Annotated in this window: 2 protein-coding genes; one reads left to right on the top strand and one right to left on the bottom strand. The window is 64.8% G+C overall.

The window, feature by feature from the left end:
* The first annotated feature begins 9 nt into the window (after positions 1–9).
* Positions 10–13,191, top strand: a complete 13,182-nt coding sequence (locus AC3RCP_RS21900; RefSeq protein ID WP_493149218.1) for a non-ribosomal peptide synthetase — start codon at positions 10–12, stop codon at positions 13,189–13,191.
* 288 nt (positions 13,192–13,479) lie between these two features.
* Here AC3RCP_RS21900 and AC3RCP_RS21895 read toward each other — a convergent pair whose 3' ends face one another.
* Positions 13,480–15,954, bottom strand: a complete 2,475-nt coding sequence (locus tag AC3RCP_RS21895) for a TonB-dependent siderophore receptor (RefSeq protein WP_492570871.1) — start codon at positions 15,952–15,954, stop codon at positions 13,480–13,482.
* Positions 15,955–15,982 lie beyond the last annotated feature (28 nt).

Genomic DNA, 15,982 nt, shown 5'->3' with positions numbered 1-15,982 from the left:
AGGTAGTACATGCAAGCTTTAATCGACTCGGTAGGCACGCTTTCTGCCAAAGAAAGAAAAGCCCTGGCGATTTTGCTTAAAGAAAAGGGCATCAACCTTTTTGGTATCGCTCCTATCTGCAGCCGCGGCGCCGATGAGGCGCCGGTTCTCTCCTATACCCAGGAAAGCCAGTGGTTCCTCTGGCAACTGGAGCCCGACAGCAGCGCCTACCACATCACCACGGCGTTGCGCTTGACCGGAGAACTGGACCTCGACGCGCTGCGCCATGGGTTCGATAGCCTGATTGCCCGGCATGAAACCCTGCGTACTACCTTTTGCGAAGAAGATGGCATCGCGGTGCAGGTGGTTCATCCACCGGCGCCGCTGCACATCGAGGTCATCGATCTGCACACCGGCGGCCTGTCCTATGAGGAGCAGGTCAATGCCCTGACCGACAGCAAGCGCCAGCCTCCCTTCGACCTGCGTAACGGTCCGCTGCTGCGGGCCAGCCTGTTGCGAGTGGCGGCGGACGAACATGTGCTGGTGCTGACCCAGCACCATATCGTCTCCGATGGCTGGTCGATGGGGGTGATGGTCGATGAGCTGATCCAGCTCTATGCCGGCTACCGCCAGGGGCGCAGGGTCAACCTGCCGGACCTGCCGATCCAATACGCCGACTATGCCAACTGGCAACGGCAGTGGATGGACGCCGGCGAGCGTGAGCGGCAACTGGGCTACTGGTTGCAGCAACTGGGCGGGGAACAGCCGCTGCTGATGCTGCCCCTGGACCATTCGCGCCCGGCGATCCAGAGCTATCGCGGCGCGCTGTTCGACATTCCGCTGGGGGACGAACTGCGGGTCGGCCTCAAGCAACTGGCGCAGCGCGAAGGGGCGACCCTGTTCATGCTGTTGCTGGCCTCGTTCCAGGTACTGCTGCACCGCTACAGCGGCCAGGCCGATATCCGCGTCGGCGTGCCCACCGCCAACCGCAACCGGGTCGAGACCGAGCGCCTGATCGGCTTCTTCGTCAACACCCAGGTGTTCAAGGCCGAGGTCGACGGGCAACTGGGTTTCATTGACTTCCTGCAACAGGTCAAGCAGACCGCCTTGATGGCGCAGTCCCATCAGGACCTGCCTTTCGAGCAGTTGGTGGAAGCCCTGCGCCCCGAGCGCAGCCTGAGCCACAGCCCGCTGTTCCAGGTGCTGTTCAACCATCAGACCGCGGTCAAGAAGGGCGCGCGCAGCCAGCGCCTGGACGACCTCAGCATCGAAACCCTGAGCTGGCAGGGGCGCGCCGCGCAGTTCGACCTGACCCTGGACACCTTCGAGTCCGAGGACGGTCTCTGGGCTTCGTTGACCTATGCCACCGACTTGTTCGAGCCCTCGACCATCGAGCGTCTGGCCCAGTCCTGGGTGCAGTTGCTCCAGGGCATTGTCCAGCAACCCCGGCAACGCCTGGGGGACCTGCCGCTGTTGGCCGTTCCCGAGCAGAACAAGCTGCTGCATGAATGGGCCCCGGCCTCGGTCCAGTTGCCGAGCGAGCACTGCGTGCATCAGTTGGTTGAGGCCCAGGCGCGGAAAACCCCCGAAGCCGCAGCCCTGCTGTTCGCCGGACAAAGCCTGGACTACCAGACACTCAATGCCCGGGCCAACCGCCTGGCGCACAAGCTGATCGAGCTGGGCGTCGGGCCGGAAGTGCGGGTCGGCGTGGCCTTGCAGCGCACTCCGGAAATGGTCGTGGCCCTGCTGGCGGTGCTCAAGGCCGGTGGCGCCTACGTGCCGCTGGACCCGGATTATCCACAGGATCGCCTGGCCCATATGCTATGCGACAGTCAGGCGCAGATCCTCCTCACTGAAAGCGCATTGCTGTCGCTGCTGCCTTCCGTGGAGTCCCTGCAAACCCTGCAACTGGATGCCCAGCCGGGCTGGCTGGACGGCTATTCGCCGGACAACCCGGCGCCGCGAGCGACCGCGGACAACCTGGCCTATGTGATCTACACCTCGGGCTCCACCGGCCTGCCCAAGGGCGTGGCGATTGCCCATCGCAACGTGCTGGCGCTGATCGACTGGTCGAGCCGGGTGTACTCGGCCGATGACCTGCAAGGGGTGTTGGCCTCGACTTCGATCTGCTTCGACCTGTCGGTGTGGGAGCTGTTCGTCACCCTGTCCAGCGGCGGTTTTGTCGTCCTGGCGCGTAATGCCCTGGAACTGCCGGAACTGGTGGACCGCGATCGGGTGCGCCTGATCAACACCGTGCCGTCGGCGATTGCCGCCTTGCAACGCAGCGGGCAGATTCCGCCCGGCGTGCGGATCATCAACCTGGCGGGCGAGCCGCTGAAGCAGGCGCTGGTGGACACCCTGTACCAGCAGCCGGGGCTGATGCATGTCTACGACCTGTATGGCCCGTCGGAAGACACCACCTACTCCACCTATACCCGTCGCGAGGCCGGTGGCCAGGCCAATATCGGCCGTGCCATCAGCAATACCCAGAGCTATATCTTGAGCCCGGATTTGCAGGCGGTGCCGGTGGGCAGCGCCGGCGAACTCTATCTGGCCGGTGCCGGGGTGACCCGTGGTTACCTGGCGCGTCCGGGGCTGACCGCCGAGAAGTTCGTGCCCAATCCGTTCTCCAGCGACGGTGGCCGGGTGTACCGCACCGGCGACCTGACCCGCTACCGCGCCGACGGGGTGATCGAGTACATCGGCCGTATCGACCATCAGGTGAAGATCCGCGGTTTTCGTATCGAGCTGGGTGAAATCGAAGCGCGGCTGGTGCAGCAGGCCGCGGTGCGCGAGGCCTTTGTCCTGGCCCATGACGGCGACAACGGCCAGCAGCTGGTGGCCTATATCGTGCCGAGCGATGCCGAGGCGGCCGTTGCCGGTGACGCGCAAGCGGCCTTGCGCGAAAGCATCAAGACGGCCCTGAAAGAACATCTGCCGGACTACATGGTGCCGACCTACCTGCTGTTCCTCGAAGCGCTGCCGCTGACGCCGAACGGCAAGCTCGACCGCAAGGCCCTGCCCAAGGTCGACGCGCAGCAGATGCAGCAAGTCTATGTGGCGCCGCAAAGTGAACTGGAGCAACAGATCGCGGCGATCTGGGCCGATGTGCTGAAGCTGGAACAGGTGGGCGTCACCGACAACTTCTTCGAGCTGGGCGGCGACTCGATCATCTCGATCCAGGTGGTCAGCCGCGCCCGCCAGGCCGGCATCCGCTTTACCCCCAGGGACCTGTTCCAGTACCAGACGGTGCAAGGCCTGGCGGCGGTGGCCGAGCAGGGCGAGGGCGGGGTGCAGATCGACCAGGGCCCGGTGCGTGGCGCGGCCGCGCTGTTGCCGGTGCAGCAGTGGTTCTTCGACTCGCCCATGAGCGAGCGTCATCACTGGAACCAGTCGGTACTGCTCAAGCCGGCCCAGCCGTTGCGCGCCGAGGTGGTGGAGAACGCCTTGCAGGCGCTGTGGGTGCAGCATGATGCCCTGCGCTTGCGGTTCAGCCAGCAGGCCGATGGTTGGTCGGCGCGGTTTGCCGATGCCGGCCAGCGGCCAAGCCTGCTCTGGCAGGTCAGGGTGGACAGCGCGCATGCCATGGAGCAACGGGCGATCGAGGCCCAGCGCAGCTTGAGCCTGGAGCAGGGGCCGCTGTTGCGGGCCGTGCTGTTCAGCCTGGCGGACGGCAGCCAACGCCTGTTGCTGGTGATCCACCACCTGGTGGTGGATGGCGTGTCCTGGCGGATCCTGCTGGAGGACCTGCAACTGGCCCACGCGCAACTGAGCGCCGGCCAGCCCCTGGCATTGCCGGCCAAGACCAGCTCGACCCAGGCCTGGGCCGAGCACATGCAGGCCTATGCCCAAGGCGCGGCGCTGCAACAGGAGTTGGGTTACTGGCAGGCCCAGTTGCAAGGCGTCGAGTCGAACCTGCCGCTGGATCGTCCGGTGACCTCGTTGCAGAACCAGCACGCCAGCAGCCTGAGTTCGCGCCTGGACAAGGCCCATACCCAGCGCTTGTTGCAGGACGCCCCGGCGGCCTACCGCACGCAGATCAACGATCTGCTGCTCACCGCGCTGGCCCGGGTCATCACCCGCTGGACCGGCGAGGCCAGCGCCTTGGTGCAACTGGAAGGCCATGGTCGCGAAGAGCTGTTCGATAACCTCGACCTGACCCGCACAGTGGGTTGGTTCACCAGCATGTTCCCGGTCAAGCTGACGCCCCGGGCGGCCCTGGCCGACTCGATCAAGCAGATCAAGGAACAGCTGCGCGCGGTGCCGAACAAGGGCATCGGCTTTGGCGCCCTGCGTTACCTGGGGGATGCCCAGGCACAGCAAACCCTCGCAGCGCTGGCGGTGCCGCGCATCACCTTCAACTACCTGGGCCAGTTCGACGGCAGCTTCGACGAGCAGGATTCCCTGTTCAAGCCGACCGGCGAAGCCAAGGGCGACGACCAGAGCCCGCTGGCCCCGCTGAGCAACTGGCTGAGCCTGGACGGCCAGGTCTATGGCGGCGAGCTGAGCCTGAGCTGGACCTTCAGCGCACAGATGTTCGACGCCGCCACCATCCAGCGCCTGGCGGATGACTATGCCGCGGAACTCAAGGCCCTGGTGGCGCATTGCTGCGAGCCGGGCCAGGGCGGCGCGACGCCTTCGGACTTCCCGCTGGCCGGCCTGGACCAGCAGCAGCTGGACCGCCTGCCGGTGGCGCTGGCCGAGGTCGAAGACCTCTACCCGCTGTCGCCGATGCAGCAGGGCATGCTGTTCCATACCTTGTACGAGCAGCAGGGTGGCGACTATATCAACCAGCTGCGAGTGGACGTGGACGGGCTCGATCCGCTGCGTTTCCAGCAGGCCTGGCAGGCGGCCATCGATCGGCACGACATCCTGCGCACCGGCTTTATCTGGCAGGGCGAGGTGGCGACTCCGCTGCAGGTGGTGCACAAGCACATCGCCCTGGAGTGCAGCGAGCATGACTGGCGTGGCCAGCCGCAGCTGCAAGAGGCGCTGGACAGCCTGGCCGCCGCCGAGCGCCAGCGTGGCTTCGAGCTGGATGCGGCGCCGTTGCTGCGCCTGACCCTGGTGCGTCTCGACGACCAGCGGCATCACCTGATCTACACCAACCATCACATCCTGATGGACGGCTGGAGCAACTCGCAGTTGCTCGGCGAAGTGCTGCAGCGTTATGCCGGTCAGTTGCCGAACCATGCGCCCGGCCGTTACCGGGATTACATCGGTTGGCTGCAACGCCAGGATGCCCAGGCCTGCGAGAACTTCTGGAAAGAGCAATTGCAGGCGCTGGACGAACCGACCCGCCTGACCCAGGCCCTGTCCCGGGTCGCGGAGATTCCAGTCGGCGTCGGTCATGGCAAGCATCATCGTGAGCTGGACCTGGCGCAGACCGCGGGTCTGGGCGAGTTCGCCCGCCAGCAGAAAGTCACGATCAATACCCTGGTGCAAGCGGCCTGGCTGCTGTTGCTGCAGCGCTGCACCGGCCAGGAAAGCGTGGTGTTCGGCGCCACGGTGGCGGGGCGTCCGGCGGAGCTCAAGGGCATCGAGCAGCAAGTGGGCCTGTTTATCAACACCTTGCCGGTGGTGGCCACGCCACGTCCGGACATGACCGTCAGCCAATGGCTGCAGGCGGTGCAGAGCCGCAACCTGGCGCTGCGCGACTATGAATACACGCCGCTGTACGAAGTGCAGCGTTGGGCCGGGCTGGGTGGCGATGCGCTGTTCGACAACATCCTGGTGTTCGAGAACTATCCGGTGTCCGAGGCCCTGGAAAAAGGCGCGCCGGCACAGCTGCGGTTCGGCGCGGTGGGCAACCACGAGCAGACCAACTACCCGCTGACGGTCGCGGTCAATTTGGGCCAGAGCCTGTCGTTCGAATTCATCTACGCCCGCGAGTCGTTCTCCGAGGCTTCGATGCTGCAGTTGGGCGGCCACTTGCAGAGCCTGTTGCTGAGCCTGATGGCGCATCCGCAGACCGGCCTGGGCGAGTTGCCCTTGTTGACACTGGAAGAGCAGCGCGGCATCCGCCAGGACTGGGATCACACCCAGGTGGTCTATCCCACCAACCGCTTTGTCCACCAGCTGTTCGCCGATCAGGCGGCCAGGGCGCCGGAGGCGCCGGCGGTGTTCTTCGCCGAGCAGCGCCTGAGCTATCGCGAGCTGGACATCCAGGCCAACCAGCTGGCGCACAAGTTGATCGAGCTGGGAGTGGGCCCGGAAGTCCGGGTGGCCATCGCCATGCCGCGTTGCGCGGAAATCATGGTGGCCTTCCTCGCCGTGCTCAAGGCCGGTGGAGTCTATGTGCCGCTGGATATCGAGTACCCACAGGATCGCCTGCGTTACATGATGCAGGACAGCGGCGCGTGGTTGCTGTTGACCCAGAGCCACCTGCTGGATCGTCTGCCGATTCCCGATGGCTTGCCAACCCTCAGCGTCGAAGGCGCGGCCGACTTCGCGGCTTACCCGGTGACCAGCCCGCAGGTGACCCTGGCCGAGGAAAACCTCGCCTATGTGATCTACACCTCCGGCTCCACTGGTTTGCCCAAAGGCGTGGCGGTGTCCCATGGCCCGCTGGCGATGCACAGCCTGGCCACTGGCGAGCGTTATGAAATGAGCCCGGCGGATTGCGAATTGCATTTCATGTCCTTCGCTTTCGACGGCTCCCACGAAGGCTGGATGCACCCGTTGATCTACGGCGCCAGCGTGCTGATCCGTGACGACAGCCTGTGGTCGCCGGAATTCACCTACGAACAGATGCACCGTTATGGCGTCACCGTGGGCGTGTTCCCGCCGGTGTACCTGCAACAACTGGCGGTGCACGCCGAGCGCGACGGCAATCCGCCGGCGGTGCGGGTCTATTGCTTCGGCGGCGATGCGGTGCCCCAGGCCAGCTACGACCTGGCTTGGCGCGTGTTGCGGCCCAAGTACATCTTCAACGGCTACGGCCCGACCGAGACGGTGGTCACTCCGCTGATCTGGAAGGCCAAGGCCGGTGATCCCTGCGACGCGGCCTACGCGCCTATCGGCAATATCGTTGGCAACCGCAGCGCCTACGTGGCCGATGCCAACCTCAACCTGCTACCGGTGGGCGTGGCGGGCGAGCTGTACCTGGGTGGCCTCGGCGTGGCCCGGGGTTATCTGGATCGGCCGGGGCTGACGGCCGAGCGTTTTATTCCCGACCCTTACAGCACCACGGGGGCGCGGCTGTACCGCAGCGGCGACCTGACCCGCTACCGCACCGACGGTCTGGTGGAGTACGTCGGCCGTGTCGACCATCAGGTCAAGGTGCGCGGCTTCCGTATCGAACTGGGTGAAATCGAGGCACGGCTGCTGGAGCAGGACCCGGTGCTGGAAGTGGCGGTGATTGCCCAGCCCGGCCCGAGCGGCCAGCAGCTGGTGGGCTATATCGTGCCGGTGGATGCCGAGGTGGCGCACAGCGCCGAACGCCAGGCGCAGCTGCGGGAAAGCATCAAGGCCCGCCTACGGGAAAACCTGCCGGACTATATGGTGCCGACCTATCTGCTGTTCCTGGAGGCGCTGCCCCTGACACCCAACGGCAAGCTGGACCGCAAGTCGTTGCCCAAGGTCGATGTGCAGTTGATGCAGCAGACCTATGTCGCGCCGCAGAACCCGTTGGAGCAGCAGATCGCCGCGATCTGGGCCGATGTGCTGAAGCTGGAGCAGGTCGGCGTCACCGACAACTTCTTCGAGCTGGGCGGCGACTCGATCATCTCGATCCAGGTGGTCAGCCGCGCGCGTCAGGCCGGTATCCGTTTCACCCCGAAAGACCTGTTCCAGCACCAGACGGTGCAGGGACTGGCCACGGTGGCGGAGCAGGGCGAGGGCGGGTTGCAGGTCGACCAGGGGCCGGTGCGTGGCGAGATGGCGCTGCTGCCGATCCAGCAATGGTTCTTCGATACCCCGGTGCCGGAGCGTCAGCACTGGAACCAGTCGGTGTTGCTCAAGCCGGCCCAGCCTGTACAAGCGGCTGTCCTGGAAACGGCCTTGCAGGCGCTGACGGTGCAGCACGACGCCCTGCGCCTGCGTTTTGTCGAGGGCGAGGGGGGCTGGAGCGCAGGGTTTTCCGAGTTCGACGAGCAGGCGCAACTGCTGTGGCAGGCCAGCGTGGCCAACGATCAGGAGTTGCAGCAATACAGTGAGCGGGCCCAGCGCAGCCTGAACCTGCAGGACGGCCCGCTGCTGCGTGGCGTGCTCTTTACCCTGGCGGACCAGAGTCAGCGCTTGTTGCTGATCTTCCACCACCTGGTGGTGGATGGGGTGTCCTGGCGGATCCTCCTGGAAGACCTGCAGGCGTTGCTGGGCAACCGGCCGCTGCCGGCCAAGTCCAGTTCGACCCAAGCCTGGGCCGGGCAGTTGCAGGCTTATGCCAGCAGCGCGGCCCTGCAACAGGAGCTGGGTTACTGGCAGGCACAGTTGCAAGGCGTCGACTCGAGCCTGCCCTGGGATCACGCCAGCGACGGGCTGCAGAACCAGCACGCGCGCAGTGTCGATACCCGGCTGAACAAGCGCGATACCCAGCGCCTGCTGCAGGATGCCCCGGCGGCCTACCGCACCCAGATCAACGACCTGTTGCTGACGGCATTGGCGCGGGTCATCACCCGCTGGACCGGCGAGGCCAACGCCCTGGTGCAACTGGAAGGCCATGGCCGCGAAGAGCTGTTCGACAACATCGACCTGAGCCGCACCGTGGGTTGGTTCACCAGCGTGTTCCCGGTCAAGCTGACACCGCAGGCGGCCCTGGCCGACTCGATCAAGCAGATCAAGGAGCAACTGCGCGCCGTGCCGAACAAGGGCATCGGCTTCGGCGCCCTGCGTTACCTGGGGGATGCCAATGCCCAGGCAACCCTCGCGGCCCTGGCGGTACCGCGCATCACCTTCAACTACCTGGGCCAGTTCGATGCCAGTTTCGCTGAAGAGCAGGCGCTGTTCACGCCGGCCCGTGAAGCCAAGGGTGAGGACCAGAGCCCGCAGGCACCCCTGGGCAACTGGCTGACCCTCAACGGCCAGGTCTATGGCGGCGAGCTGAGCCTGGGCTGGAGCTTCAGCCAGGCGATGTTCGAGCCAGCGACCATCCAGCGCCTGGCGGATGAGTACGCCGAGGAGCTCAGGGCGCTGATCGAGCATTGCAGCCAGCCCGACCACCGTGGCGTGACGCCGTCGGACTTCCCGCTGGCGGGCCTGAGCCAGCAGCAACTGGATCGCTTGCCCGTGCCGGTGGCGCAGATCGAGGACCTCTACCCGCTGTCGCCGATGCAGCAGGGCATGCTGTTCCACACCCTGTACGAGCAGGCCGCGGGCGACTACATCAACCAGCTGCGGGTCGACGTGGACGGGCTCGACCCGCGGCGCTTCCAGCAGGCCTGGCAGGATGCCATCGATCGCCACGACATTTTGCGCAGCGGCTTTATCTGGCAAGGCGAGCTATCGACGCCGGTTCAAGTCGTGCACAAGCAGATCGTGCTGGACTGTGTCGAGCATGACTGGCGGGGCCAACCTCAACAGCAAGAGGCCCTGGATACTCTGGCCGATGCCGAGCGTCAGCGCGGTTTCGAGCTCAGCGCTGCGCCGTTGCTGCGCCTGACCCTGGTACGGATCGACGACCAGCGTTATCACCTGATCTACACCAACCACCACATCCTGATGGATGGCTGGAGCAACTCGCAGCTGCTCGGCGAGGTGTTGCAACGTTATGCCGGTCAGTTGCCGGGCCATGTGCCCGGTCGCTACCGCGATTACATCGCTTGGCTGCAGCGTCAGGATGCCCAGGCCGGCGAGCGTTTCTGGAAAGAGCAACTGGTGGCCCTGGACGAGCCGACCCGCCTGGCCCAGTCCATGGTGGCGGCTGCGCAGGGGTTGAGCGCCAGCGGCCATGCCACCCATCTGCACAGCCTGGATGCGCAGCAGACCCGACGCCTGGGCGAGTTCGCCCGCCAGCAGAAGGTCACGGTCAACACCCTGGTGCAAGCCGCCTGGCTGCTGTTGCTGCAACGCTGCACCGGGCAGGACACGGTGGCGTTTGGCGCCACGGTGTCCGGGCGTCCCGCGGAACTCAAAGGCGTGGAGCAGCAGATCGGTCTGTTTATCAACACCTTGCCCGTGGTGGCCACGCCACGTCCGGACATGACGGCGCGCGACTGGCTGCAAGCGGTGCAACGCCACAACCTGGCCTTGCGTGACTATGAACATACGCCGCTGTATGAAGTGCAGCGCTGGGCCGGCCTGGGTGGCGAAGCCCTGTTCGACAATATCCTGGTGTTCGAGAACTACCCCGTCTCGCAAGCCCTGGAGCAGGGCGCGCCAGGACAATTGCGCTTCGGTAGCGTGGGCAACTTTGAGCAGACCAACTACCCGCTGACCTTGCTGGTGGGCGTGGGTGAAAGCCTGTCCCTGGAGTTCAAATACGCCCTGGCGTCGTTCTCCCCGGCGGCCATGACCCGGTTGGGCGAGTACCTGGAAAACCTGCTGCTGGGCATCATGCTCGACGCGCAGCAGTCCCTGGGCGAGTTGCCGTTGCTGGGGGCCGCCGAGCAGTCGCGGATCCTCCATGAATGGAATCCGCCGGCCAGCGATTTCCCGAGCGAGTGCTGTGTGCATGAGCTGATCCAGGCTCAAGCGGTTAAAACCCCGGATGCCCAGGCACTGATCTTCGGTGAGCAACGCGTCAGCTATCAGGCATTGAATGCCCGGGCCAACCGCCTGGCGCACAAGCTGATCGAACTGGGCGTCGGGCCTGAGGTGCGCGTTGGCGTGGCCTTGCAACGCTCGACGCAAATGGTCGTGGCCTTGCTGGCGGTGCTGAAAGCCGGCGCGGCCTATGTGCCATTGGACCCGGATTATCCGCAGGATCGCCTGGCTCATATGCTGCACGACAGCCAGGCGCAGATTCTGTTGACCGAGAGCGCATTGTTGGAAGTCCTGCCGACCCTTGAGTCCGTGCGAACCCTGCAACTGGATGCCGACGCTGGCTGGCTCGATGGGTACTCCGCGGAGAATCCACAGGCGGTGGCGACCCCGGATAACCTGGCTTATGTGATCTACACCTCGGGTTCGACCGGCCTGCCCAAGGGCGTGGCCATCGCTCACCGCAACGTGCTGGCACTGATCGACTGGTCGCTGCAGGTCTACAGCCCGGCGGATCTGCAAGGGGTCTTGGCTTCGACCTCGATCTGTTTCGACCTGTCGGTGTGGGAGCTGTTCGTTACCCTGTCCGCTGGCGGTTATATCGTCCTGGCCCGTAATGCCCTGGAATTGCCTGAGCTGCCGGCGCGCGACCAGGTGCGCCTGATCAATAGCGTGCCGTCGGCGATTGCCGCTCTGCAGCGTGGCGGGCAGATCCCGGATGGCGTACGCATCATCAACCTGGCCGGTGAACCGCTGAAGCAGAGCCTGGTCGACAAGCTTTATGAGAACCCGGGGTTGCAGCACGTCTATGACCTGTATGGGCCGTCGGAAGACACCACTTACTCGACCTATACCCGTCGGGAAAAAGGCGGTCGGGCCAATATCGGCCGGGCGATCAGCAACACCCAGGGCTACATCCTCGGCGCGGACCTGCAAGCGGTGCCGGCGGGTAGCGCGGCAGAACTCTACCTGGCCGGTGCCGGGGTCACCCGGGGTTACCTGGCCCGCCCGGCGCTGACCGCCGAGAAGTACGTGCCCAATCCGTTCGCCACGGACGGCGGTCGCCTGTATCGCACGGGCGATCTGACGCGTTATCGCGACGACGGGGTGATCGAGTACATCGGGCGTATCGACCATCAGGTCAAGGTGCGCGGTTTCCGCATCGAGCTGGGCGAGATCGAAGCGCGACTGGTGCAACAGGAGGCGGTACGCGAAGCCTTTGTCCTGGCGCAGGACGGCGAAGGTGGCCAGCAACTGGTGGCGTACATCGTGCCGGCCGATGCCGAGGTAGCGCTCGATGTGGCGCGCCAGGCCAACCTGCGTGAGGCCATCAAGGCGCGGCTCAAGGACAACCTGCCGGACTACATGGTGCCGGCTTATCTGTTGTTCCTTGAGGCCTTGCCACTGACGCCGAACGGCAAGCTGGACCGCAAGGCCCTGCCCAAAGCCGATGCCAGCCAGGTGCAACAGGCCTATGTCGCGCCGCAAACCGAGCTGGAGCAACAACTCGCGGCGATCTGGGCCGATGTACTGAAACTGGACCGGGTCGGCCTGACCGACAACTTCTTCGAACTGGGCGGCCATTCGCTGGATGCCTTGCGACTGGTCAGTGAGATCAGGCAGGCCTTGGGGCTGGAGTTGAGCCTCAACACCGTCTTCACCTCGCCCGATGTGCAGCAAATGGCCCGGTTCGCGACCACGCGCCAGGCGTCCAAGGCTGACAACATCATCGCGCTGGGCGGAACCGGGCAGCCGGTTTTCTGCTTCCACCCGGCGGGCGGGACCGTCTATTGCTACCTCTCGCTGGCGGCGCGGCTCAAGGACCGTTATGCGGTCTACGGGGTGCTGAACGAGGCCTATCTGCAGGAGGACTGGAGCGAAACCTCATGGCAGGCCATGGTGCAGCGTTATGTCGGCAATATCAGGAAGGTCCAGCCGCACGGCCCTTATCGTTTGCTGGGTTGGTCCCTGGGCGGTTCCATCGCCATGGACGCCGCCAGCGAACTGGAGGCCATGGGCGAAGAGGTCAGCTTCCTCGGACTGTTCGACCCAACCCCGCCCGAGGATGCCGCGCATCAGCAGGTCGAGCTGCAGGTACCTGCCGCAACATTGGCCGCCGAGTCCGAATGGCGGGCCGTGATCGACCAGCTGAGCCTGCTCTATCCGGCACAGGCCGGGCTGATTGGCAGCCGCTTGAGAGACGAGGCGCAACTGTCCTGGGACAGCATCTTTGCCTGGATGGTCGCCCATACCGACCTGCCGCGCGCGGAGCTGGACCGGGCGGTGACGCTGTTCAAGGCCGAGTTCGACAGTGCGCTGGTGAACACGGTGTTCAACGACCTGCGTCGTCTGTTTGCCGCCTATAGCTACCGACCGCTGCGGGTCAGCCCGCATCTGTGGTGGTCCGCGGACTACAGCGAGGCCCGGGTCATGCGGCTGGAGGAGGCCATCAGTGCCCTGGCGGGAGGTCAGCGTCCAGGCAGTTCGTTCAGGGTCGAGTCTTGCCATGAAGACATGATCGGGTCGCCTGCCTTGCTCGACAGCCTCAGGGAGCGCTTTCTGGCTCAGCGTTAAGTGCCACGCCAAAGGCCCGGATCAGCGATGATCCGGGCCTTTTTCATTGCGTTCTGCTGAGTTTGCGGCCGCCCCGCGGGTGCAGATGACTTCCGGCACCCGGGGTGGGCTCGGCGATAGGCGCACAGGCATTCGGCGGCCGCTGCAACAGCGGATGAGGTGTGGCTCGGTCGAGCGGGAAGGGGAGCGAGGCGGGGAGGGAAGCCCAGGATGAGCGCGGTCATCCTGGGGGGAGCCCTGGGTCAGCCGGTGGGCCGGGCAGGGCGGGCAGCGGGGTTCAAGCGGGGCTCAAAGCGACCAGCGTACCGTCACCATGGCATTGCGCGGATCGCCATACTGGTTGATGCCATAGACCGTGTTGGTGCCGATGCTCTGATAGTACTTCTTGTCGAAAACGTTATTGATGTTCAGGCGGATATCGACATGCTCCGAGGCTTTGTAGCTGGTCATCAGGTCGACCAGGGTGTAGGCCTCTTGTTCGATGCGGAATTTGCTCGTCGTGTCATAGAAGTTGGTGCCCTGGTTGTAGATGGTGTTCTGCCGATACACGCCGCCCCCGATGGTCCAGCGATTGAGATCGCCGGGCAGCTGGTAGGTGGTGAAGGCCTTGAACACATGGCGCGGGATATCGGTGTCGTACAGGCGACCCTTGTTGTCCGGGTTGGAGTCCTTGGTGTATTTGACGGAGGCGTAGGTGTAGCCGGCCCCCAGTTCCCAGCCCGGGGCCAGGGATCCGTTGATTTCCAGCTCGATACCTTGGCTGCGGACTTCGCCCGCGGCTTCATAGCAGGTGGTGCCTGCCGGGGTGCACTGGTTGGGGCTCACTTCCTTGGCGCGGTTTTCCTGGTCGATGCGGAAGATCGCCGCGCTGGCATTCAGGCTGCCGTCGAAGTACTCGCCCTTGATACCCAGTTCGTAGTTCTTGCCTTCGATGGGCTTGAGGGCGTTGTTGGAGGTGTCGAGTTCGGTCTGCGGCTTGAAGATGTCGGTGTAGCTGACATAGACCGAGTGATGTTCGTCCAGGTCATAGATCGCCCCGGCGTAGCGGGTCAGGTGCCGCGTTACCTTGTTGGGCAGGCTGGAGGCATACGGCCTGCCGTTCCAGGCGGTGGTGACGTCGTATTTGTACCAGTCCAGGCGGCCGCCGAGGATCAGCTTGAGGTCATCGGTGAGGTTCAGGCGCGTGGTGACATAGGTGCCTTCCAGCTCGCTGGTGCGGTGCTGCGTCCAGGGGTTGGCGCTCATGTCCGGCTTGGGAATGCCGCTGGGGTTGTTCAGGTCGGTATGGGTCTCCAGGTCGATGGGCAAGCCCTTGCCGTTGAACGTCAGTTCGCGCTTGCTGGCGCCCACCACCAGTTCATGGGTACGGCCGAACAGCGAGAACGGCCCGGTGACATAACCGTCGTAGCTGCTTTGCTTGTCCTTGTAGTCGTACCGGCCGATGTTCTGGCCGAACTCATTGTAGTCGGAGCCCATGCGCTCCGGGATGGAGCCGAGCATGCTCAGGTCGGACCAGCTCCTGCTGGCGGCCAGGAGCATTTTCCAGTTGTTGGCGAAGCGGTACTCCAGGCGGGTGAACGCGGTGGTGTTGTCCTGGTCCCAGTACTCCCAGTCGCTGCCCAGGTAAGTGGAGCGCTTGAGGTGCAGGTCGCTGCCGTCCTTGGCCACGGGCAGGCCGCCCCAGGCAGTATTGTTATTGGCGTTCTGGTTGGAGATGCCGAAGGTGAAGGTGGTGTCTTCGTTCAGGTCGGCCTCGGTGATGCCATAGAACACCGAGCGCTCGGAGCTGGTGAAATCCTGGAAGCTGTCCTTGGTCTGGTAGGCGGTGACTATCCGGCCACGCAGGGTGCCACTGTCGTTCAAGGCATTGGAGGCGTCGAATTCGGTGCGGTAGTTGTCCCAGCTGCCGGCGCTGCCGGTGACGGTGACCCGCGGGGTGGCGGTCGGGCGCTTGCGCACCATGTTGACCGCCGCCGAAGGGCTGCCGGCCCCCTGCATCATGCCGGTGGCGCCACGCACCACTTCCACCCGGTCGAAGATCGCCATGTCGGGGGTGGAGTTCATATCCCGGCTGAGGTAGTGGGTCAGGTCATTGGGCAGGCCATCGGTCATCAGGTTTTCGATGGTAAAGCCGCGGGAGTAGAAGGTCGGCCGCTGCGGACCGTCCTTGGTCACGGAAATCCCCGGGGTGCTCTTGAGCACGTCCTCCAGGGTTTTCATGTTCTGGTCATCCATGCGCTGGCGGGTGATGACCGTGACCGATTGCGGCGTTTCCCGGGCCGTCAGGGCCAGCTTGCTGGCGGTCTGCATGGCCCCGGTGGTGTAGGAGCCGGTGTCCTCGGTGGTCATGCCCAGGCCCTGGGCGGTGATGGTGCTGGCCCCCAGTTCCAGCGAGCCTGTGGAAGCACGGTTGAGAATGGTCACCGAGTTGCCCTTGAGGGAATAGGCGACCCCCGTGCCATTGAGCAGCACCGCGATGGCCCGCTCCGCCGAATAGCTGCCGGTGAGCGCGTTGCTGCGCTTGCCTTGCACATCGTCAGGGCTGTACAGCACTTGCAGGTTGGCCTGGCGCCCGAACTCCTGCAGGGCCGACGCCATGGATTGCGAAGCGATGTTGAAATGGACTTCCTGGGCCTGGACCTGCGCCATCAAGGGCAGGGTCAGGGCCAGGCCCAGGGTGCGCGAAGCCATTCTCGGCGAGAACGCCTGGCAAAGGAGGGCTTTGGCCAGAGGAGTCAGTCGATGTTGTGCGGGCATGCTCATGTGCTCTTAGAAGTCCGGCAGATGTAAT

It is taken from the genome of Pseudomonas sp. GW822-FHT05A08, assembly GCF_058800485.1.
Note: the sequence above shows the minus strand (reverse complement) of the source record. Positions and strands in the feature narration are given on the sequence as shown.

Excerpts from the sequence above, each read along its gene's own strand:
- AC3RCP_RS21900 (WP_493149218.1), top strand. The coding sequence starts at position 10 with ATGCAAGCTTTAATCGACTCGGTAGGCACGCTTTCTGCCAAAGAAAGA.
- AC3RCP_RS21895 (WP_492570871.1), bottom strand. The coding sequence starts at position 15,954 with ATGAGCATGCCCGCACAACATCGACTGACTCCTCTGGCCAAAGCCCTC.